Annotated in this window: 12 protein-coding genes and 4 pseudogenes; 6 read left to right on the forward strand and 10 right to left on the reverse strand. The window is 68.0% G+C overall.

Features of this window, described 5'->3' with window-relative positions; translation table 11 throughout:
* Window positions 1–130 precede the first annotated feature (130 nt).
* Entirely contained in the window at window positions 131–1,417 is a 1,287-nt protein-coding gene (locus ACFVXC_RS22675) for a PAS domain-containing protein (protein ID WP_389907795.1), read from the reverse strand.
* A gap of 377 nt (window positions 1,418–1,794) precedes the next feature.
* On the opposite strand from ACFVXC_RS22675, the gene ACFVXC_RS22680 reads away from it, so the two are divergent.
* From ACFVXC_RS22680 to ACFVXC_RS22695, 4 genes and pseudogenes are all read left to right on the forward strand, one after another.
* Window positions 1,795–2,973, forward strand: a complete 1,179-nt coding sequence (locus ACFVXC_RS22680; protein WP_389907797.1) for an acyl-CoA dehydrogenase family protein — start codon at window positions 1,795–1,797, stop codon at window positions 2,971–2,973.
* A 464-nt stretch (window positions 2,974–3,437) separates the two neighbouring features.
* The gene (locus ACFVXC_RS22685; protein WP_389907799.1) at window positions 3,438–4,070 is read left to right on the forward strand and encodes a DUF1345 domain-containing protein; all 633 of its coding nucleotides are present in this window, start codon (window positions 3,438–3,440) and stop codon (window positions 4,068–4,070) included.
* 274 nt (window positions 4,071–4,344) lie between these two features.
* Window positions 4,345–4,488, forward strand: a pseudogene (locus ACFVXC_RS22690) (serine/threonine-protein phosphatase); the annotation flags it as partial.
* A gap of 35 nt (window positions 4,489–4,523) precedes the next feature.
* Window positions 4,524–4,849, forward strand: a pseudogene (locus ACFVXC_RS22695) (Dyp-type peroxidase domain-containing protein); the annotation flags it as partial.
* 1,019 nt (window positions 4,850–5,868) lie between these two features.
* On the opposite strand, the gene ACFVXC_RS22700 reads toward ACFVXC_RS22695, so the two are convergent.
* From ACFVXC_RS22700 to ACFVXC_RS22715, 4 genes and pseudogenes are all read right to left on the reverse strand, one after another.
* Window positions 5,869–6,786, reverse strand: coding sequence for an LLM class F420-dependent oxidoreductase (locus ACFVXC_RS22700; RefSeq protein WP_389907801.1), 918 nt, complete (start codon window positions 6,784–6,786; stop codon window positions 5,869–5,871).
* 459 nt (window positions 6,787–7,245) lie between these two features.
* Complete coding sequence (locus tag ACFVXC_RS22705; RefSeq protein WP_389908075.1) at window positions 7,246–8,142, reverse strand: alpha/beta hydrolase; 897 nt, start codon at window positions 8,140–8,142, stop codon at window positions 7,246–7,248.
* A gap of 646 nt (window positions 8,143–8,788) precedes the next feature.
* Window positions 8,789–9,790 (reverse strand): annotated as a pseudogene (locus ACFVXC_RS22710) (glucose-6-phosphate dehydrogenase); the annotation flags it as partial.
* A gap of 22 nt (window positions 9,791–9,812) precedes the next feature.
* The gene (locus ACFVXC_RS22715) at window positions 9,813–11,276 is read right to left on the reverse strand and encodes a sugar porter family MFS transporter (protein ID WP_389907803.1); all 1,464 of its coding nucleotides are present in this window, start codon (window positions 11,274–11,276) and stop codon (window positions 9,813–9,815) included.
* A gap of 108 nt (window positions 11,277–11,384) precedes the next feature.
* Between ACFVXC_RS22715 and ACFVXC_RS22720 the strand changes: the two are divergent.
* Window positions 11,385–11,495 (forward strand): annotated as a pseudogene (locus ACFVXC_RS22720) (adenylyl-sulfate kinase); the annotation flags it as partial.
* Window positions 11,496–11,702: 207 nt separating this feature from the next.
* On the opposite strand, the gene ACFVXC_RS22725 reads toward ACFVXC_RS22720, so the two are convergent.
* Complete coding sequence (locus ACFVXC_RS22725; RefSeq protein ID WP_389907805.1) at window positions 11,703–12,467, reverse strand: SDR family oxidoreductase; 765 nt, start codon at window positions 12,465–12,467, stop codon at window positions 11,703–11,705.
* Between the two features lie 149 nt (window positions 12,468–12,616).
* Between ACFVXC_RS22725 and ACFVXC_RS22730 the strand changes: the two genes are divergently transcribed.
* Window positions 12,617–13,540 carry a LysR family transcriptional regulator gene (locus tag ACFVXC_RS22730; protein WP_389907807.1) on the forward strand — a complete coding sequence of 308 codons (924 nt, stop codon included), beginning with the start codon at window positions 12,617–12,619 and terminating at the stop codon, window positions 13,538–13,540.
* 488 nt (window positions 13,541–14,028) lie between these two features.
* Here the strand turns inward: ACFVXC_RS22730 and ACFVXC_RS22735 are convergent, their stop codons facing one another.
* The 4 genes from ACFVXC_RS22735 to ACFVXC_RS22750 form a co-directional block, all read right to left on the reverse strand.
* Complete coding sequence (locus ACFVXC_RS22735; RefSeq protein ID WP_389907809.1) at window positions 14,029–14,469, reverse strand: OsmC family protein; 441 nt, start codon at window positions 14,467–14,469, stop codon at window positions 14,029–14,031.
* Window positions 14,470–14,743: 274 nt separating this feature from the next.
* Window positions 14,744–16,279 carry an alpha/beta fold hydrolase gene (locus ACFVXC_RS22740; protein WP_389907811.1) on the reverse strand — a complete coding sequence of 512 codons (1,536 nt, stop codon included), beginning with the start codon at window positions 16,277–16,279 and terminating at the stop codon, window positions 14,744–14,746.
* 253 nt (window positions 16,280–16,532) lie between these two features.
* Window positions 16,533–17,498 (reverse strand): DUF4331 family protein, encoded by a 966-nt coding sequence (locus ACFVXC_RS22745; RefSeq protein WP_389907813.1) that lies wholly within the window; start codon window positions 17,496–17,498, stop codon window positions 16,533–16,535.
* 362 nt (window positions 17,499–17,860) lie between these two features.
* Window positions 17,861–20,674 carry a TIM-barrel domain-containing protein gene (locus ACFVXC_RS22750; protein ID WP_389907815.1) on the reverse strand — a complete coding sequence of 938 codons (2,814 nt, stop codon included), beginning with the start codon at window positions 20,672–20,674 and terminating at the stop codon, window positions 17,861–17,863.
* Between the last annotated feature and the right edge of the window lie 23 nt (window positions 20,675–20,697).

A 20,697-nucleotide genomic window follows, 5' to 3' on the forward strand; every position in this document is an offset into this window, starting at 1 on the left:
GTCGTCGGGCGGACCGTCGCAGGGCGCACGCGGCCGGGGCCGGCACCGAGCTCCTCCGGGCGCTCAACCGGCCGACTCGTCCGCTCACCGGCCTACTGAAGCGCCCGGTGTCTGCGATGGTGTCAGGCACTTAATGGGGAGCCGATGGCGGTCGCCGGGCAAGGACCTCGCGGGCGAAGTCGGCGAGGGACATTGCCTTGGCCCGGGCTGTGGTGCGTAGCCAGGCGAGGGCGTCGTTCGTGCTGATCTGCTGGGCGACGGCGAGGATGGTGACGGCGGTACTGATGTCGTCCTGATCGGCGGTGGACCTGGCCTGCTCGCTGATGTCGCCCCCCAGGTCGGCCAGTAGCACAGCGGTCGCGATCTGGGCGAATACCTCCGCGTCGGCGGGTGGTTGTGTGAGTCCCCTGCCGCGGTGGTAGAGGGTGAGGGTACCCACGGTCGTGGTGGGGGTGGACAGGGGATAGGCGAACGCGGCACCGACGCCGATACGGCACGCGGCATCCGTGAACAGCGGCCAGCTGGAGCTGAGCTGGTCGAGCACGGGTACCAGAACAGGCTCGCCGGTGGCGAACGCGGCCAGAGACGGGCCGCTGCCGGTGATCCACTGCAGTTCCTCGGCCTGCTGCCCCCACGAGGACGTGACAGCGAGCTGGACGTTGTGAGACCCGCTACCGTGCAGGGTGATCACGGCGGCGTCGGCACCGGGCAGTTCCCGTACCGCACAGCCGCACACCGCGGCGAGGCATCCGCTGCCGGGTAGGCTCTGGCGGGCGGCATGGGTGATCCTGTGCCACAGCGTGTCCCGCCGGGCGAGACCGGCCGCCGACATGCCACCGGTGCCGCCCGCACCCGTCGGCAGGTCAGCCGACTTCGCCCGTCCGGTCGCCTGGAGGGCGCGCTGGTGAAAGGCGAGGGCCAGCAGCGCGCCGCGCAGCAGCGGGGCCGGCTGCCCCGCACTCTCCGTTGCCCTGATCCCACCGGCGTGGCGCAGCGACTCGTATACCGTGGTGATGTCCTCGACATGATGCAGAGCGCCCACGACGCGGCCATCGGCGTCGACCAGCGGGGAGTTGACAGGACTCCAAGCCTTGACGCGGAAGACGCCGGGGGCGGGGGCCTGGGAATCGGGAATGTCGTAGCGCTGGATCCCCATGTCGTGAGCGGTGCCGCGGCGCATGACGCTCTCCAGCGACGCGCTGAGGTTGCGCACGCCGGTCGAACCGGTGTCCCCGGGATTGTCCGGGAAGGCGTCGAAAAGGAACGCGCCGATCAGTTCCTCGTGCGAGCGTCCGGTGGCACGCAGGTAAGCCGGGTTGACGCCACGGATGTAGAAATCCGTATCCAGCAGCAGATACGGCGCCGTGGTCACCTTGAACACGAGGCTCTCGGACGTGGCCCGCAGCGCGTCATGCATCAGCACACACCTCCCGGCATCGGACGAAGACGGCTGCTTGCACAGCGTAGCCACTCGAGCTGGACGCCAGCAGCCGTATGCAACACCGGTCACTTGTCCATGCCCTGGTTCGACCGAGGCTCCTACGGTGCCGGTCCACCGGATTCGACAACGCGCACTACAGAAAACGAACATCGTCGAACGGGCTGCCCCGCTCAGGCTCGCTACGCGGCTGGATGCGGATGCTGAAGGGCGCCGCTTCGATCCTCCGACGCGAGTGGCTGGTGAGGACGCAGACCGCAACAACCGTATGGGTGTGTGTGGTTGGAGCCTGCGGACCGGGTCGCCGCGCGGGTGCGTGAGACGATCGGGAAACAGGCCGCAAGGGGAGGGATTTCATGGGGGGCAAGGGCCGGCTGCATGTCAGTACGGAACTGGCGGGGGTGCTGGAGCGGATCGACGCGCTCGGCGGAATGCTCGATGAACGGGCTGATGCCGCCGAGGAGTTGGGGAGGCTGCCGGAGGACACGGCGCGGGCACTGTTGGACACGGGGATCGTGCGGGCCGAGCTGCCGCTGAGCCTGGGCGGGTACGAGTTCGCGCCGCGGCAGCTGATCGAGACGGTGGAGCGGGCGAGCTACCACGACGCCTCGGCCGGGTGGACCATGTTCGCGCTGCGGCTGATGACCGGGACCACCGCGGCGTACCTCGCAGGGGAGGCGGCGGCCGAACTGTTCCCCGACGTGCCGAACGGGAAGCACGCGCTGCTCGCCGGGCATGGCACGCGCCCCGGCCGGGCCGTCCCCGTGGAGGGCGGCTACCGGGTCAGCGGCGCCTGGCAGTTCGCCTCCGGGATGGCGCACGCCACCCACATCCACAGCGCGATCCAGGTCGAGGGCACCGATGAACTGCGGGTCCTGGCGATGCCGAAGTCGCAGGTGACCCTGGACGGCAATTGGGACGTGCTCGGGCTGCGCGCGACGCACAGCATCGATTACCACTGCACTGATGTGTATGTGCCGCACGCGTACACCTATGTCGCGACCACCAGAGCGCCGGTCAACGGCGGCGCCGTCTACCGCCTGGGCTTGGTCAACATGTCAGCGATCGGGCACACGGGCTGGGCCCTCGGTGTTGGCCGTCGGCTCCTGGACGAGCTGAAGCGGGTCGCCGCGGCGCGGACCGGCTCGCGGGGCGCCGCGGTCGACACCTCCCAGTTCCACGCCGAGTACGCGACGGCGGAGGCAAAGCTGCGGGCCGCCCGGGCCTGGGCGAACGCGGTCTGGCAGGACATCGAACAGACTCTGGACCAGGGCGAGTTGCCAAGCGCGGAGCAGGACACTTTGATCCGTCTCGTCCTGAACCACACGACCTCGACCGTGTACGAGGTGGGCCGCACCGTCCACCGCTGGGCCGGCTCGGCGGCGATCCGCCGCGGCCCGGTGGACCGCTTCCTGCGCGACCTCGGCACGGGCACGCAGCACATCACGTCGAGCCCGGTCGTGCTCCAGAACTGCGGCAAGTGGCTGAGCGGTGCTCGGCCGGGCGCCCGCTGGAGTTTCCTGGATCTGGCCTGACCGTCCGGGGCTGGCGCCCGGGGCCCCGCCCGGGGTCGGCCTGCCAAGGCTCCGCTCCCCGCCGTCGTGCGGTTCTGACGGACCCCCGCACTTCTTGCCGGACCAACTGCCCGGTAGCTGCTTCCCTCGCGTGAGCTGTTCCCTCGCGTGCGGGGACGATTGTCTGCGACCGCGGCAGGGTTTACCTTTTACGCCCCCCCCTTCCGGTCGGCCTGCCAGGCGCTGGGCCCGGCCGCCCGTCCCGGCACTCCGGCGGGCAGGCCGCACATCGCGAGGACACTCGCCTCGGTTGCCCAGCTGTGAGTCGAGCACCCGGTCGGCCCGGTTGTGGCCGCAGCAGGTTCGCCGGGAACCCGATGTCTGTACGGTGCCGTGCATGAGCGAGGGCATACCAGGGTTTGACCGGTGGCGCGAGTGAGCCTTCGCCAGGCTGACCGGCGACGGAGCGACTAGCGTTATGGCCTATGAGCGCCTTGTTGCCCGTTTCTGCGGTCTCGCGACTGGGCGGTGCCGTGGTCTTCGGGGCGGTGGCCGGCACGGTCGTCGGCGTGTTGAGCGACATTCCGATGGGGGTTCTCGCCGGTATCGCCATGACAGAGCTGCTCTTCCTCGTGGCGGGCTGGAGGGTGCTCTGGCCGATGAACGCCGAGGCCACCCGTGACAATGCCCGCCGCGAGGACTTCCGGCCCGTCGCCGAGGAGCTCGTGGTAGTCGCCGCCGCCCTGTCCGGCCTGGTCGCCATCGTGCTGCTGCTCCTGCTCGGCGACTCCGGCTCCGGCCACGCGGCGGCCGCGGTCGCCCTTGGAGGTGTGTTCATGTCGTGGGCGGCGCTCCATCTGATGTACGCCGCCCGATACGCGTACATGTACTACACGGCCGGGGGCGGGATCGACTTCAACTCCGACGACCCGCCTGCGTACCGGGACTTCCTGTACTTCAGCTACAACCTCGGCATGACCTATCAGGTGTCCGACACCGACGTCTCGAGTGCGACGATCCGTTCAGTGGTCCTACGGCACTCGGTGCTGTCCTACGTCTTCAGCACCAGCATCCTCGCCACGACCATCAACCTCGTCACTGGAATCGTCACCGGCTGATCCCGGCAGAGATACGCAGCGGCATGCGGGAGGCCCACCGCCGGCGCGAGCGTGCCCAGGCCCTCGCCGAGCTGGCGGACACCCTGCGCGACGCCGTGGTTCCCGCTTCGCGAACGAGTTGCCCACCGGCCTTGAGACGGCCGCTGTGTACCGCCCGAACCCCCGGTGCCGCGGGTGTGGGCGGCGACTGGTTCAGACCCGCGTGTTGCTCCGCGGTCGGGTACTCCTGGCGATCGGCGATGCCCGAGGCAACGGTCCGGACGCGGTCACCCGCATGGCCATACTCCGCTACGCCTTGGCCGGCCTCACCTTCACCTTCACCGATGAGCCGGTCGAGCAGCTGACCGACTGGTTCAACAATGTCGCCTGTGATGACGGCCCCGAGTTCACGGACACCGCGATCGTGGCCCGCTTCAACCCCAACGCCTCACTCCTGCGGTGGTCGTGTGCCGGACATCCCCAGCCTTTCCCGGTGACCTCCTTTTCCACGTACGAGCCCAACGCATGGATCCGTGCTTCGAACTGGCCCGCCTGCTCACCGAGCGGCTGGGCGCGGCGGCCACGGTCGTCGACGAGGTGCACGCCTTCAAGTACCTGGACGAGCGCGATCTGCTGGGCTTCGTCGACGGCAGCGAGAAGCCCGAGGGGGAGCCGCGGAAGACGCCGTGTACGACGGCGACGAGGACCCCGATTTCAAGGGAGGCAGTTAGGTGATCGTCCAGAAGTATCTGCACGACATGGCGGTCTGGAACACTCTGTCGTCGGACGAGCAGGCGCGGTGGAGACGGGTCGGAGACTGCTTGACCGAGCCAGGGTGAAGCTCAGCGCGGGCTGTCAGGCGTCCGCGTGCTCGCTGAACTGCTCAGAGGTGCTGACGGATGGGCGAGATCGCTGATCTTGTGACGGCCGCAACCCGCTGTGAAGGTGTCTGAAGGCCTCTCTATTCTGAACCTGTTCAGTCGGGTACGGGGCGGGGATACGGATGAACGCTTCAGCGAGGCGGTGGTCGGTTCTGATCGCCGCGTTGGCATGGGTCTGTGTTGCTTGCGCCAATGCGGGCGGAGAGGCAGCCCGTGTTGACCAGTCTGCGCTTGCGGGAGAGTGGAGCAATGCGGGTGGCGAGCGGCTTCGCCTGGGCGCCGACCGCAGTATGGCGTGGGAGGGTCTTAACAGTGCGGTGTTCGGAGGCATTTCATGCCCTGACCGGGCAGCCGGGCAATGGACGTTCTTCAGCCTGACCGACGACGAGGGTCTCTCTTTCACCGACGATGCGATCACAAGCGGCGACGCCGTCTCCTTGAACATCGATGACGCGGAAGACACTTGCGTCTTGTCAGCCGAGGTCCGGCGCGACGGGCAAGGGCTCAACCTTTGCTTGGCAGTGGACCCCGATTCGAGCTGTTCCACCGAAGAGCTTCTCCGCCGTGAGAGCTTGCCCTCTCATGTCCCACGGTCCAGTGATCTTCCACGGCTCCGACCATGCAGCCTGACGCCACGTGAGGGTCAAGCCTCACTTACGGCAGTAGGAGCCGAGCGCGAAGCAACGGCCCGAAGCGACTCCCGCAAGCCAGAGCGATGGTGTGGTGTTCAGAAGCCTGGAACCGAAGAGAGCAGCGCCGCGGCACCCGAGTGACAACAAAAGTCACTGACATAGATGACGATGCCCGCCCAGAATGACTCCCTCGAAATCTGACACAGCCACGGACCACGGACGGACGCCGATCGACGAGTGCGGCTCGCTGCCGCCCGAGGATGTCGCTCGTCGACGCCCGGGAGGCCTGGCGAACTCCTGCGTTCCTCAGGTGTTCGCCAGCTCTCCGAGCAATTTCCAAGTACGACGTCGGTCCGCCTCGCCGCCGAGTTCCGTCGAGGTGAACACCACCTCGGTTGCCCCGGCTTCTCGATACCGGCGCACCTCGGCGGCGATCTTCTCCTCGTCGCCGATGACGGCCAGGTCGACGGCTCGGCCGGCGCCGGAGAGCCCGATGACACGCTGGTAGGAGGGGAACTGCTCGTAGAACGAGAGAGCCCCGGTCGCGGTCTCCCGTACCGCCTCGGCGTCGGCGGTGACGACACCGGGCACAAAGGCCACGATCCGGGGCGCGGGTCTGCCCGCAGCCTCGGCCGCGGCGGTGACGGCTGGGACGATGTGCTCACTGAGCGCGCGCGGACCGGCCAGCAACGGCAGGATGCCGTCCGCGAGTTCACCCGAGACACGCAGCGCCTGCGGGCCCATGGCGGCCACCAGGAGCGGTACCGGTGGCTCGGCGCCAGGTACCTGCGCCGACAGCGGGGTGGTGGCGGTGATTAGCTCGCCGTGGAAATCGGAGCTCCCCGTCTCCAGCAGTTGGCGCAAGGCGGTGAGAAATTCGCGGAGTCGGCCGATGGGACGCTCGTGCGGGATACCGAAGGCCGCTTCGGTCAGCTGCTTCGTTCCTAGCGCGAGGCCCAGGTGGTAGCGGCCACCGGTCGCGGCCTGGGCCGTCTGGGCCTGGCTGGAGACAAGGAGGGGATGACGGCCGAAGACCGGAATCGCCGCGGTGCCCACGTGCAGTCCCGGCACCTCGCGGCCGACGATCGCGGCGAGCGTGGGGGAGTCGTAGGCGAAGGTTTGGCCGAACCACGCGGAACGCAGTCCGGCCTGGTGAGCCTCCCGCGCGAGTTGCACTGCACCGTCGACTCGGTTCTGAAGTGAAAGCGCTACTCCGATAGTCATACTCACGGCAACTATCAGTCGCACGGCCGCCATTCCGGCTCGTATGTGACAAGCTCATGGCGGCTTTGTAACGGCTGTCGGGCATCGAGGGCCTGATCGCCCTGGAGTCCGTCCAGGTCGTCCGCTTCGACGGCGCACAGGTGGCCCCCGGTGAGTGCTTTTCTGCTGATGGCTCTCGGCGGCGCGGTCGGTGCGGTCGGCGCGCCGCTAGCCGTCGATGACGCTGATGCCGTTCGAGTGGCCCCAGGCGTAGGTCTCTTTCAGTGGCCCGTGCGGGTCGCGGGTTCTGACGAGTCTTCCGTCGGGCCGGGTCCAGGGGGCTCCGGCGTCAACGCAGTGGCGGTGAAGGTCGGTGAGGAGCGTGCCGACGGCTTGGCCGATTGTCCACGACCTGTCCGGCTTCCGGCGCTCCCAGGACGAGGCACTGTTGGCTGCGACTTCTTCGAGTGCCCAATCCCCCTACTCTGCGAGCGTGTCCAGGATTTCTGCGGCCGGGATGGGATCCAGAGGACCGACGTGTGAAGCCCCGGGAAGATCGTGCACGCGGAAGCTGTTACCGGGTGTGAATGCGTCGGCTTCCGCGATCATTCTGTCCTGGAGTGCGGTGGCGATTGTCCGGTCGCTGCCGAAACGCAGGTAGGTGCGGGGAATGCGTCCCCAGCTACCGGCCCGGCCGACCGCGCGGCCCGCATAAGCGGCGACGGGCTCGTCGGTCTGCATGCCGGCCAGGAGCCGGCGGAATTCGGCGTCGGGGTAGTCCGCGCAGATCATCTCCTTCAGGAGGGCCAGCTCACGGCTGTCACCTGTCCGGAAGTTCAGCCGTAGTACACCGAGCCGGTCCGGGTCACCTACCGTCAGCTCGACCGGGCTGACGGCGTTCGCGTTCTCGGGTGCCGCCGTGCAAGCGTCCGCTGTGGGCAGGACGCGGCTGGGACAGAAGGCCGCCATGTAGCAAATGTGGTGAAGCAGATGCGGGACCGCATCGCCGACACGGCTGACCGATACGCCACCCAGGCTGTGCCCGACCAGCACCACCGGGCCGTTGCGTGCCGCCCGCCGCACGATGCCCGTGACGCGCGCTTCATAGTCCTCCAGCCCGAGGCCCTTCAGCGGGGAGGGCTCGGCCGCCATCGCTTTGAGGTCCTGCCGCTGATACGACTCCGGCACGAAAGCCTCCGCGCCATGCCGCGGCTGGTCCACCATGACGACACGGTGACCGCGCAGCGTCAGCTCCCGCGCGATCGGCATCCAGAACGCGCCGGCGCTGTGGGTACCGTGCACCAGCACGTAGGTGGTGAGCCCGCGACGCGGGTCCGCTGCGGCCGGCGAGGTTCCCAGCCCGCTGGCCAGTGCCATGCCCCCCACCGCGATTCCCAGCCCACGCAATGCCGTCCGCCGGGTGGCGCCTGTCCGTTCTTCGTTCGTCGCATTCATCATGAGCACGACGCTATGAAAGGCCCACTCGACTCACCAGCGGTCTAGCACCACCACGGGGATAGGCCCAACACCACCTTCCAGTGCAGACGTTCCGCGTGCTCTGGAGGCGTGGAACTCCCGTTATCACGGACAGAAGGTCATCCTGCTCGATAAAGCAGCTGGCCGCCCTCCACGACCGCATACGCCCCTTCGCGGCAGTCGTCGGCAAGAAGCGCACCGCCCTACCCGACCGCCGGGCCCAAGTAGGACGGGTTCTCCCAACTGACCCATTACAGCGCCGGACTGCTCGACGACCTTCACGCGGCCCGGGCTGGCGTCGCCCTCCCGCACAGTTCACGGGCGGCGGAAGACAGAGCCATGGACCTGAAGCTGCGGGCGCTGCCGGGCTCCTCGTACGCGGCGAGAAGTCGGGGAGCCGGCCTCGGTGACGCGAGCTGGTGCAGCGGGCGTACACGACGACGCCTGGAAGTTGGCCTTGCGGACGCTGGTCACCTCGGTCACCCGGAACAGTGCGGTGATTCCGTCCTCGCGTACTACCTGCACCGCGTCATCTGCGCGGGCCGCTCACCTCGGTGGCGGAAACCGCCAGTGCCTTCCCGCTGCGGAGGTAGAAAGGCACGCCCGCCCAGCGCCAGTTGTCGACGAACATACGGGTCGCGAAGTACGTCTCGGTCCTGGAGTCCGGCTCGACACCCTCGACATCCCGGTAGCCGTCGTACTGGCCGCGAACGGTGTCGGCCGGTTCCATCGTGCGGGTGGCGTGCAGCGCCCGCCACTTCTCCAGTCCCTGCGCCTGGGCGTTGGTGGCGCTCGGCGGGTCCATCACCAGGAGGGCCAGGACCTGCAGCATGTGGTTCTGGACCACGTCGCGCAGACAGCCCACCGAATCGTAGAAGGAGCCCCGCTCGGCGACGTCGAAGTCCTCGGCGAGAGTGATCTGAACGTTGTCCACGTACGAGCGGTGCCAGATCGGTGCGAGCAGCGTGTTGGCGAACCGGGAGACCATCAGACTCTCGACCGCGCGGTTGCCCAGGAAGTGGTCGACGCGCAGGAGGTGGTTGTCGTCGAAGTGGGCGCTCAGTTCGTCCTGCAGCTTGCGCGCGGAGTCGAGGTCGTCTCCGAACGGCTTCTCCACCACCAGGCGGGCGTCGCGGTTCAGGCCGGTCCCGGCCAGCGAGGCGGTGACCTTGGTGAACAGTGACGGTGGGATCGCCAGGTAGTGCGTCACGAACCCGAACCCTGCCACGGCTTCGCGCGGCCTGGCGAAGGTGGCGTCGTCGGCGAAGTCTCCGGTGACGATGGACAGCCCCGCCGCGAACCGGGTGAAGACCGCCTCATCGATGTCCGTGCCCGCAGCGACGACCGCCTCCCGCGCGTGCTGACGCAGCGCGTCGTCGACCCAGTCGCCGGCCGCTACCCCGATGACGGGCACGGTCACCTTGCCGGACTCGGCCTGCCGGTACAGCGCGGGCAGCAGCATCTTCTTGGCGAGGTCGCATGTGATGCCGAAGAGCACCAAGGCATCGGAGCGTTCCATGTCGGGAGGGCTGAGGTGGGAGTCGCTCATCGTGAGCGTCCTTTCGCGGGAGTCACCGCGCGTGGCCGTCTGCGGCCGGTGTCGACGCGTCGGCCTCGTGTCCGAAGCGGGACTGCAGTGCCGACTGGATCTGTTCGGGGTCGCGGCCCTTGGTCTCGGGCAGATAGCGGCCGACGAAGAAGAAGGCGACGGCGCAGATCCCGGCGAAGATCCAGAAAGTCTCACCCTGACCGATGGCAGCTGCCAGGGGCAGGAACGCCAGACTGACGATGAAGTTGGACACCCAGTTGACCGCAGTGGCCACGCTGGAGCCCTCCGCCCGGACGGACGGCGGGAAGATCTCGCCGAGCAGTGTCCAGAACACCGGTCCGAGACCCCCCGCGTAGGCGGCGATGTAGATGACCATGAACAGCAGCGTCAGCACCGAGCTCATGCCGACCACGAACGCGAGCCCGAGCATGAAGATCGAGACGGCCATGAGGGCGAGCGATACCAGGACCATGATCCTGCGGCCGGCCCGGTCGACCAGCCGGATCGCCGCCAGCGTCATGACCAGGTTGATCGCGCCGATGAACACGGAGTAGAAGATGGAGTTCGACGCGTTCAGACCGGTCTGCTGAATGATGGTCGGCGCGTAGTAGATGATTGTGTTGATGCCGCCGAACTGCTGTACGGCGGCGAGTGTGAGCCCGACGACGAGGGCCGGGCGCACGTCGGGAGTGAAAAGCCTTCTGGTTCCCGTGTCGGCCGTTCCGGAATTCCGTTCCTGCTTCTCGCGTTCTTCGGCGATCCGGTTCTGGGCCCGCGCGACCAGTGTGTCCGCCGTGGCTTCGTCGGTGACCAATGCAATTCCCTTGCGCGCCCTGTCGGCCTGGCCGTGGGAAATGAGCCACTGCGGAGATTCGGGGAGAAACCACACGGTGGCCGCCACCATGAGGGCGGCCGGAATCGCGCCGACGGCAAACATGGCCCGCCACATCTCGCTGCTCGAGAAGATCAGATTGACCAGATAAGCGATCAGGATCCCGAGCGTGATCATCAGCTGGTTCATCGTGAGCAGCCGTCCACGGATCTTGGTCGGCGAGATCTCGGACAGATACACCGGTACGGTGGCCGACGCCGCTCCGACCGCGAGGCCGAGGATCACCCGGCCCGCCATGAGCATCGGGTATCCGTTCGCTGTGCTCGCGATCGCGGTGCCGATGATGAAGACCACGCCGATCATGCCCAGTGCTTTGCGTCGACCGAGTCCCTCGGACACCTTGCCGGCCCAGGTGGCGCCGATCACCGCGCCGATGAGGAGCACGCTGACCACGCTCCCCTGCTCGAAGGAGTTCAGGTCGAAGTCCTGCTTGACGTAGAGCAGAGCGCCCGAAACGACCCCCGTGTCGAAGCCGAAGAGAAAGCCTCCCAGAGCAACAGCGGCCGCCCAGAGGGTGATCTTCCGCTGCCCCGCCGGGGACACCTCGGTGACTGGCCCGTGGGTACCTGGTTCTCTGGAGAATCCCTGAACCATGTCACTTCCTCATGTCTCGCTCATACCGTCCAGCCAACGTCACCACCTTTCGAGACATAGGGGGATGAAAACGAAGCAATCGAGTGGTGTGGGATTAAGTCCACCCTCGCGGTCCACCTGCGCGTCGACACCATAGAACAGGCCATCGCCCGCTCCGGCCTGGCCCAGCACCCCGTCGGACCGGCCGGCTACGTCATCGGATACGCCTTGGCCGAGGAACGGCGGCATTTTCAACATCGCCAACCTCACCAAGATGTAGGTTCTCAAATTCCGTGTCATCTTCTCAGCGGCCGTGTCATGTGGATGGCACTTATGACACCCACATGAGACAGCGCAGGTCAGAGGCCGTAATCCTCGCTAGTCCGGGAGCGGCGATGCGGGCGGGAGTGCGCTGTGGGCCGCTCCCGCCGGTGACGAAGACCGCTGTCACAGTTGGGAACCGCCGCCGTCCACGGCGAGTTCGGCGCCGGTGGTGAAGGTGGCGTCGAAGGCGAGGAAGGCGACTGCCTTGGCGATCTCGTCAGGGGTGCCCACGCGCAGCATGGGGATGTCCGCGGCCATCTGTGCCTTCGTCTGCTCCACCGCTTCCGGGGGCATCGTTTTGTCCAGGATCCCGGAGTCGATCGGGCCGGGGCTGACCGCGTTGACGCGGATCTTCTTCGGCAGCAGCTCGCGGGCCAGGCTGCGGGTCATCGACCGCAGCGCCGCCTTGCTCGCCGCGTATGCGCTGAGCGCGGGAAGGCCCAGCACATTCACGACCGAGGTGGTGAACACCACGCCGCTGCCCTCGGCCAGCAGCGGGACGAGTTTCTGCACCGTGAAGTACGGGCCCTTGGTGTTGATCGTCAGCAACTCGTCGAGGAGTTCCTCGCTTGTCGCCTCGAACGGTGCGAATCCGGTCACACCGGCGTTGGCGAACAGGGCATCGACCGTGCCGAACTCGGCTTTCACACGGTCGGCCAGCGCGTCGATGTCGGGCAACGACGACGCGTCGCTGCGTACCGCGCTCGCCTTGTCGCCGAGCTGCTCGCGGGCGGCATCCAGTGCGGCCTGCTTACGCCCGGTGATGAGCACCCGTGCCCCTTCGCCCACCAGAAGCCGCGCGGTGGCCAGGCCCAACCCGCTGCTGCCTCCTGTGATCACGACGTTCTTGCCCTCGTACTTGCCCTCGTACTTGCCCACGGTGGACATCCTCTGTTCCAGGAATCGACTTGCGGATCGTGTCCCTCCGAGGCGGCCTCGGAGGGACAGCATTGAGTCAACAGCCGTCTGCGGTAGGGCGTCCAAGACCTGTTTCGTGCCACGTCATGCAGGATCGGTATCACGAGTAGGGTGTCTGCATGTCCGATGGAGTTTCGCCCGCTCCGGCCCTCGATCCCGGCCTTGACCTCGACTTGAGGCTGGTGCGGTACTTCACGGTCGTCGCCGAGCATCTGCACTTCGCCCGGGCGGCGGCGGCGCTGCACGTGGCCCAGCCCTCCCTGAGCCGTCAGATCAAGCGGCTGGAGGACGTCCTCGGCGTGCGCCTGCTGGAGCGCACCACCCAGGGCAGCGCTCTCACCGCGGCAGGCGCGGCCTTCCTGCCCCAGGCGCAGGCACTCCTGCACTCCGCCCAGCAGTCGGTACGGGCCGCACGCGCCGCGGCGCAACCGCGCACGATCACCATCGGGTACGTCGAAGACCTCGTCATCACTCCCGCGGTGCGGGACCTGCGCCGCGGTCATCCTGACGCCCACGTCCGCACTCGTCATCTGGACTGGAACGAAACCCGCGCCCTTCCCGACGGCCGGGTCGACGTGCTTGTCGCCCGCGCGCCGCTTCCCATCCCGGACGATGACCTGAGTGTGACCGCCCTCTACGACGAACCCCGGGTACTCCTCGTGCCCGCATCCCACCACCTCGCCGGCAAGGAGTCGGTCAGGCAGGACGACTTTGCCGACGAAGCCCTGCTGACCTGTGCCGGCATGGCCGCGGTCTGGAGCGGATTCTGGCTGCTAGACCCCCGGTCGGACGGCAACCCGGCACCACTCGGTCCGCTGCTCGTGGACACCTTCGAGGACAAGCTCGAAGTCGTCGCGGACGGCCGCGCCGTCGCCGTGGTGCCTGCGTATGACCGGCGCTACACACTCCGGGACGATGTCGTCGCCATCACCGTCGACGACATCGAACCCTGTCAGGTGGTCGTCGCCAGCCGGGCAGACGACCGCAGCCCGCTCGTAGCCCACTTCCGGGAGTCCTCGCGCCGGTTCCTGGAACCCCGGTAAGAGGAAATGACACATCCCTGAGACGGCCGTCCAGCGCGACGGCCCGAGATCCCGAGATAAGGAGAAGGACACCAGGTCGCAGCGCCTGTCATCCATGCAGATCAGGATCGTCATAGACGGTGCGGCAGGATGATTTCGTGTTGCTTCGTCTCGTCTGCCTGACCGCCACCAACCTGTTCTCCGCACCGCGATTGCCACCGATGAGCGATCGCGAGAAGCACACTGAGATGCTCGCCCTACGCCACCAGATCACCGCCCTGGAGCGACAACTCGGCGCGGACCGCATCAAGTTCACTCCCGCGGACCGGGCGTTCCTCGCCGCTCTGCTGATCCCCCCAGTCACCCGCCGGATCCGGACCCTCGGCACCACTGCCCAACCCACCGCGGCGAGGATGCCGATGCTGGGGTTGCCGAGCTCGAGTTCGTGGGCCTGCCGTGTACGGCGCCGGAGCTCGCCGGCCTGCGAGCTCCGGCGCCACCTTCGGACGTCAGGTGCCGTCAGGGTTGTCTGACACGGTCACGCTGACCGGTGTGCCCGCCTCGACGGTGCGGCTGACCGTGCAGAGCCGGTCGTGTGAAGTCTTCACGGCCCGGGGCAGGATCGTGCGGGCGCGCTCCCCTGACGGCCCATCCGGGAACGCGACAGAGAAGGCGACCTCGAGCTCCGACATCCGGTTGCCGCCCTCGTCCTCGACCTTGCTGCCGCTCACGGTGACGGAGAACGTCGTCGGCTCCTCGTGACGACTCGTGGCCACCTCCACGTCGGCCGCGGTACAGCCGCCGATCGCCGCGAGGAACAACTCGACCGGCGTGAAGTCGGCACCCTCGCCGGTGCCGAAGCTCAGCGTGCCCCCGCGAGGATTGGTCACGGTGAACCGGCCCGGGCCGGCCCGCTCGATGGTGACAGAACGCAGCGAATTGTCAGTCATGGCGACGACAGTACTGTCACGCCCCGCGGCCCGTACTGAGGCCGCGCCCGCCCGTACGCCGTGCCGCGCCTGATCGCCCGGAGGACGGCTCCGCAGGGCAGGGAGTCCCCGGGAAGCGGGAGTGAACCGTGCGCTGTCGGCCGTTGCCGGAAATGGGAGGCGGCCACACCGGTGCCGCGGGGGCGGGGGCGGGGAGCGGGATTGGGACGACCCACGGTCAGGTGAGGGCTCCCGAACGGGCGGTGGGGGAGGCCGTGAGCCACGGGCCGGTGCGCTAGGCCCGGCAGGACACGTCATGCCCGGGTAGTCTGCCGTCGGCCAGATAGGCGTTGACGTGCGTGTCCGCGCACGAGTTGCCGTACTCGCCGTAGATCCCGTGCTGTTTGGCGCCGGGCAGGGTGACCAGGCGGGAGCGGGACCACTGTTCACGTACCTGCCGCGCTCCGGCGTAGGTGCTACGGGTGTCGCCCGTGGCGTTGACCAACAAGGCTGGGACGTCGTTGTCGACCACGGTCGGTGCTTCCGCCGGGCGGTCCCAGAACTCGCACGCTGTGATGTTGTACGACAGCGGGGCGGCGAAGGGGTGTTTCTCGCGGTTGGCCTGGATGTCGCGCCAGTAACTCTCGGTGCCGCGCTCCGTCGCGACATCTCCGCAGAGGATGGCGGCCTGCGCGCTGCCCTGCTGCGAACCGGCCTTGGTGGTCATGGCTGCCAGCAGCTCGGACAACCCCGCTCCAGGTTCGACGTGCTGCCCGTCGGCGGCGTGCGCGAGCGTTCGGGTCGCGGTGGCCAGGGCGGCCCGAGGCTTGTCCAGGTCGCTGCCCAGGCCGCTGAAGTAGACCAGGGGAACGAAGTGTTCGTCGACCCGGAAGTCGCCGACCCGTAGAGGCCTTTCGGCCGCGGCTTGCTGGATACGGCGGACGGTGGTCAGCACAGCGTCGGCGGTGCGGCCCAGGGCGTAGGTATCGTGGCGGGCGGCAGTCCAGGCGGCCCAGGCGTGCAGCGCCTGTTCGTTGGCTTCCGTGGAGTCGGCGAGGAGTGTCTGGGAGTATCGGTCGGGGTCGAGGACACCGTCCAGCACCATGCGGTCGGTGCGGCCGGGGAACAGCTCGGTGTAGACCTGTCCGAGGTAGGTGCCGTACGAGTAGCCGAGGTAGGAGATCCGCTGTGCGCCCAGCGCGGCCCGGACGACGTCCATGTCCCGGGCGGTGTTGCGGGTGCTGGCGTAGGGCAGTACCTCTGCGTTCGTCTCTCGGCACCGCTTCGCCAGGTCGCGCTGACGGGCGACCGAGTGCTTGAAGCCGGTCCGGCCCTTGCCGGCCGAGAAGACCGTGGAACCGATGTCCCAGCCGCAGTCCAGCGGAGTGGAGCGGCCGACGAAGCGCGGGTCCAGGCCGATGAGGTCGTACTTCTTGGCGACCTCTCCCATGGCTGCGCCGACCGTGAGCGGCATGTCGAGACTCGGCCCGCCGGGGCCGCCGTTGTTGAGCAGCAGCGGGCCGACGCGGTGTGCCGGGTCGGCGGCGCGGAGCCGGGATATGGCGACGGTGAGGGTCCGGCCGCCGGGGTCGGTGTAGTCGAGCGGCACGGTGAGGTCGGCACACTGGGCGCCGGCGTCATCGAGTTTCTGTCCTGTGGGGTCGTCGGGGCCCAGCGCGCAGTCGTGCCAGTCGACGTCCTGGGCGTGGTACTGCCCGAGTCCCGACGGCTCCTGGGCCGCATGCGACGCTGTGGCGGGTGACGTTCCCGCTGTCACGGCCAGCATCACGACACCGGCAACGGCCACTTGCCCACCTCTGGTCATTTGCATATACGGCACGCTAGGGGGCGCGATCGCCCCGTTTCGCTGCGGCCAACCCCCGAGTCGTGCCTAGGGTTAGCCCTACTGCGGGGGAGTGGCGTGGGGACCATCCGTCCCTGGGGGCTGGTACGCCAGCTTCAGTCTTGACCTCAGCCTCAGCTTCCTTCGCCTGCTGTGCTGAGGGCTGGGATGTAAGGGCAGGCACCTGTAGAGGTGACGCCATGGCCCCCGCTCACAGAGCAGGGGCCCAGCGTCTTTCGTGTCAGTCACGCTTGTGCGGATTTCCCAGGAAGGGGAAGTCGGTGCGCAGGTCGGTGTGGGGCCGCAGCCCGTCATGGGGCACGGCGCCGTTGCTGAGTTGGGCGACCCCCATGTTGATGACATCGTCGGTGAGGTTACGGCCGTTGGGGAATCCTGCGGCGCTTGTGTAGTCATACGTCAGAAGGTCGGGGAGCAAGCTTTCCGCGAGAGCGGTGGCCCGGTCCTTGGGGTGGCCCGCGTGCTCGAAGACATGCGCGAACTTATCGAGGAAACCCTCGCGGTCGTCGGACGGCTCCTGCTGATTCCAGACTCGCTTGTCGGCGTCGTTCTGGTTGAAATTGTTGTCGATCCCGGGCTGCCCGGCCCGGTCGCCCTGGACCAGTCGGCCCTCGTGCGGGACCAGGACTCTAGCCCAGACACCCACCTGCGGGTTCGGGCCGAGAGTGCTGTTGGGGACTTCCAGCACGATGCCGAACACGTTCTTGTCGGCGAAGAAGTCCTTGCCGGTCCAGTGGAACTTGTCGTTCGCGCCGACCGGATCGGCGAAGAACGGGTCGCTGCGGAGCCCGGCGAAAAGCCTGAAGTCGCCCGCCACGGTGATCTGCGGCTCGGAGCCGAAGGTCACTTGCGCGTCGAGAAGGACCGTGTCCCCGGCGTCGAGGTCGGCCGCAGCCTCCCGGCCGGTCGCCAGTTGCAGGGTTGCGGTCTGCGCGCTGTCCTGCACTGGTGAGAAACGTATACGGAAGGCGATGTCGGTGACCGCGTCGGCGTCGGTGTCCACGCCGACTTCGTAGACCGACTCGTGGTCGACGGCGTCGTCGGTGATCGGCGAGGTCGGATTGATGTTGATCACCAGGATCGTCTTGCTCGCATCGCCTGGCTTTTGAAATACGTAGAGATCGGTGATGTGGCTCCTGGGATCCAGGCTCGTGGGACTGATGCCCAGGCCGGAGACGTGGTGTGCCATTCCGGAACTCCTGTCGGGTGGCTGTGGCGGTGCAGTGGTGCATCGGGCCGTACGGCGCGGAAGACTCAGGCCCCCGGCGCTGCCCTCCCATCCGGGACGATCACCCGTTGCCGACCTGCTTGCCGGTCGTTGCGTCCCTCCTGGCTTGAGGAACGTCGAGAGCAACGGTCTTCCTGTCGCCGTCGGCTGCATATCCGTCATCCGGCGTATTCGCGGTGGCCGGGCCGGCGACCACATCCGGTCACCGACACCGGAGCCACATCATGACCACCTCCGAGGTGAGCGCAGGCCGCCACGGCCACAACGCCGTAAGCCCCCGCCGGTGTGCCGAGCCGCCCCGACCTCGCTACTCCTCGAACCCGCTACTCCTCGATCTTGATCACGGTGCGATCGGCGGTGGGCAGTGGGTCCGTGCGTACCGTCAGCACCCGCTTCGCGGCGTCGTACTTCCACGTGGTGCGCTGTCCGTTCACGGTGACCGTCGCCGGGCGATCGGCGTTCACGTACCGCAGGGTCCAGGTGCGCTCCTTCACACGCTTGTCGTACGTGCCGCGCTGCGGGTCGATGGTGACCTCGCCGTCGGCCGTGTGGACGCTCGTGGTGGCGTGCTCGCCCTTGGCGTACTGGGTGCCGTCGCCCGCGTCCTCGTACAACCGGAACGAGCGGTGGCCGTCAGCGCCGACCGTGAGGGTGAGCCGGTCCACGGGGGACTGGTCGGCGTAATCCTTGTACTCCTGCTGCGCGAGGACGCCGCCCGAGCGGATCAGGACCGGCATCTCGTCGAGCGGCGTGGTGATGTCGACCGACTTCGGGCCGGTGTAGGTCTTGCCCGTGAAGTAGTCGGTCCAAGTGCCCGGCGGCACCCACAGCCGCGACTTGCCGCCCGGCTTGGTGACAGGAGCGACCAGAACGTCGTCGCCGAGCGTGTACTGGGTGGCGTTCTCGTACGCGCCTTCCTGCTCCGGGTAGTTGAGGTACAGCGGTCGCGCGATGGGCAGGCCGGTCTGCTGCGCCTCGCGGGCCAGGGAGTAGACGTACGGGGTGAGCGCGCCGCGCAGGCGCAGGAACCTCTCGCCGGACTTGCCCGCCTCACCGCCGAACTCCCAGGGCAGGGAGGCCTTTCCGCCGGAGTGCACCCGGTCGATCGGCGAGAAGGCGCCCAACTGCATCCACCGCGCGTACAGCTCGGGATTCTTGTCCTCCGGCTCCCCGTGGAAGGAGCCGACGTCGTGGCTGACGTAGGGCAGACCGACATTGCCCTCGGCGGAGTTGATCCGGGACGCGAAGCCGAGGGTGTCCCAGGTGGGGTAGGAGTCGCCGGTGAAGTGCATCGTGGAGCGGTGGTCGGCCCAAGGGCCCGGGGCGATGCCGCCGCCCAGGCGCTGGTAGGAGGCGCCGATACGGGAGAAGGCGAAGCCCCGCTGACCGGTGGCCTCGGCGGTGTGGGCCGCGTACAGCTGGTTGATCAGGGTGTCGGGTGTGATGCCCTTGCCGGTCGCGGCCGAGGCGTCGCAGCACCAGTCGTTCCACCACAGGCGTACACCCTGCTGGTCGTAGGGGGTGTGCAGGTCGAAGAAGGCCTTGGCCTGGGCCGGGTCCGACCAGTCGAATCCGTAGCAGTCCGCACTCGAATAGCAGGAGATCTTCGGCAGTTTCCCGCCGGCGGTCTCCATCGTCTTCGCGAAGGCCGGGTCGGAGGCGTCGATGGAGGGGTGGGTGTTGAGGGCGATCGGCAGACCGCTGTCCTTGGCCCACTTCATGAAGGCGTCCGGGTCGGGGAACAGGTCTTTGTTCCAGCCGCTCCAGCCGTTCCACCAGCCGGATCCCTTGTAGTCGGTGTCGACGACCAGGGCGTCCAGCGGCACCTTGCTCGAACGGAACTTCTCGAGCAGCTTCTTGTAGTCCTCGAAGGAGTAGTCCTTCCAGCGCGAGAACCACACGCCGAACGCCCAGCGCGGCAGCAGCGGCGCCGGGCCGGTCAGGGCTCGCAGATCACGCAGGCCCTGCTTGTAGTCGTGGCCGTAGCCGAAGAGATAGCCGTCCTGGTACGCGTCTTCGGAACGGTCGGTTCGGGGTGTGGGCTGCTTTCCGTCGCCGTTGGTGAGGGCGGTGGCGGAGTCGTCGAGGAGGTACCAGCCGTCGCGGGAGAGCACCCCGTCGTTCAACTGGTAGGGCGCGGCGGGGGTGTTGTCCAGGCCGCGGGTCCAGCCGCCCAGGTTGGCGGTGTTGCCTTGGGTGGCGGGGGTGGGGAAGGCGGTGCTCGCGGACTTGGTCAGGGCGAAGGCGTCGATGTTGGCCTTGCCGGTGTCGCCGTCGCGCTGGGCCAGGGTGATGTCGGCGAGGCCGCGCTTCAGCTTCACCGTGACGGGCTTCGATATCTGGTACTTGTCCCAGTCGCCGGTCGGTTCAAGGCTGACGCGCCGCCGCTCGCCGCCGGCCTCGACGGACATCGTGCGATCGGTCGACTGGCCGTCGGAGGCCTTGGCGTTGGAGTAACGCAGACGCAGTGTGTACGTCCCGTCCGCGGGCACGCCGCGCACCCGCACCTTGGCCGCCGCGCCCTCCTTCTCGTAGCCGTCCACGACACCACGGCCGTATGCCTTGGTGGTGTGTCCGGGGAACGACCACTTCGCGCCGCCCTTGGCGGTCCCGTACTCGGCGTCGCACACCGCGCCGAAGGCGCAGGTCGAGGTGGATTCGCCGAACTGCGGGTGGCCGGTGGTGAGTTTGTTGCCCGCCTTGAGGCGGACCTCGGTGTTGTCCTGGGCGAACGGACCGGAGCCGAGCCGGTAGCGCAGCGTCAGTCCGCCGGTACGGATGACCCGGTGGCCGTCCTCGACCTTCGACGTGTACGCAGGCGGGTCGAAGTCGCGGTGGACGGCGTTGACCGTCGCACGGTCCTCGAAGCGGCCGTCCTTCGCGTACTCCATCCGTATCAGGGTGGGGGTGAGCACCTGGAAGCGGACCGGACCGTCCACCACCGTGCCCTTGGCGGCCTGCCGCACCGTGCCCTTGGCGGCCTGCCGCTGTGACACGCTCGCGTCCGCGGTCAGCGCCTGCGCGCCCGTCGTCGCAGCCAGTGCGACCAGCGCGCCGACCACCAGGGCGGCCGTGGCCGTGCGTGCCGCCGTGCCGGTGCCGTGTCTGCTGCCTCGCCTGAATCTTTCAGTTCGCATGCCGCGTGGGTCTCCTGGCGATC

The organism is Streptomyces sp. NPDC058257, assembly GCF_042881845.1.
Classification (GTDB): Bacteria; Actinomycetota; Actinomycetes; order Streptomycetales; family Streptomycetaceae; genus Streptomyces.

Bases quoted from the DNA above. Each gene is read 5' to 3' on its own strand.
- ACFVXC_RS22675 (WP_389907795.1), bottom strand. From the start codon at position 1,417: ATGCATGACGCGCTGCGGGCCACGTCCGAGAGCCTCGTGTTCAAGGTG.
- ACFVXC_RS22680 (WP_389907797.1), top strand. From the start codon at position 1,795: ATGGGGGGCAAGGGCCGGCTGCATGTCAGTACGGAACTGGCGGGGGTG.
- ACFVXC_RS22685 (WP_389907799.1), top strand. From the start codon at position 3,438: ATGAGCGCCTTGTTGCCCGTTTCTGCGGTCTCGCGACTGGGCGGTGCC.
- ACFVXC_RS22700 (WP_389907801.1), bottom strand. From the start codon at position 6,786: ATGACTATCGGAGTAGCGCTTTCACTTCAGAACCGAGTCGACGGTGCA.
- ACFVXC_RS22705 (WP_389908075.1), bottom strand. From the start codon at position 8,142: ATGGCACTGGCCAGCGGGCTGGGAACCTCGCCGGCCGCAGCGGACCCG.
- ACFVXC_RS22715 (WP_389907803.1), bottom strand. From the start codon at position 11,276: ATGGTTCAGGGATTCTCCAGAGAACCAGGTACCCACGGGCCAGTCACC.
- ACFVXC_RS22725 (WP_389907805.1), bottom strand. From the start codon at position 12,467: ATGTCCACCGTGGGCAAGTACGAGGGCAAGTACGAGGGCAAGAACGTC.
- ACFVXC_RS22730 (WP_389907807.1), top strand. From the start codon at position 12,617: ATGTCCGATGGAGTTTCGCCCGCTCCGGCCCTCGATCCCGGCCTTGAC.
- ACFVXC_RS22735 (WP_389907809.1), bottom strand. From the start codon at position 14,469: ATGACTGACAATTCGCTGCGTTCTGTCACCATCGAGCGGGCCGGCCCG.
- ACFVXC_RS22740 (WP_389907811.1), bottom strand. From the start codon at position 16,279: ATGCAAATGACCAGAGGTGGGCAAGTGGCCGTTGCCGGTGTCGTGATG.
- ACFVXC_RS22745 (WP_389907813.1), bottom strand. From the start codon at position 17,498: ATGGCACACCACGTCTCCGGCCTGGGCATCAGTCCCACGAGCCTGGAT.
- ACFVXC_RS22750 (WP_389907815.1), bottom strand. From the start codon at position 20,674: ATGCGAACTGAAAGATTCAGGCGAGGCAGCAGACACGGCACCGGCACG.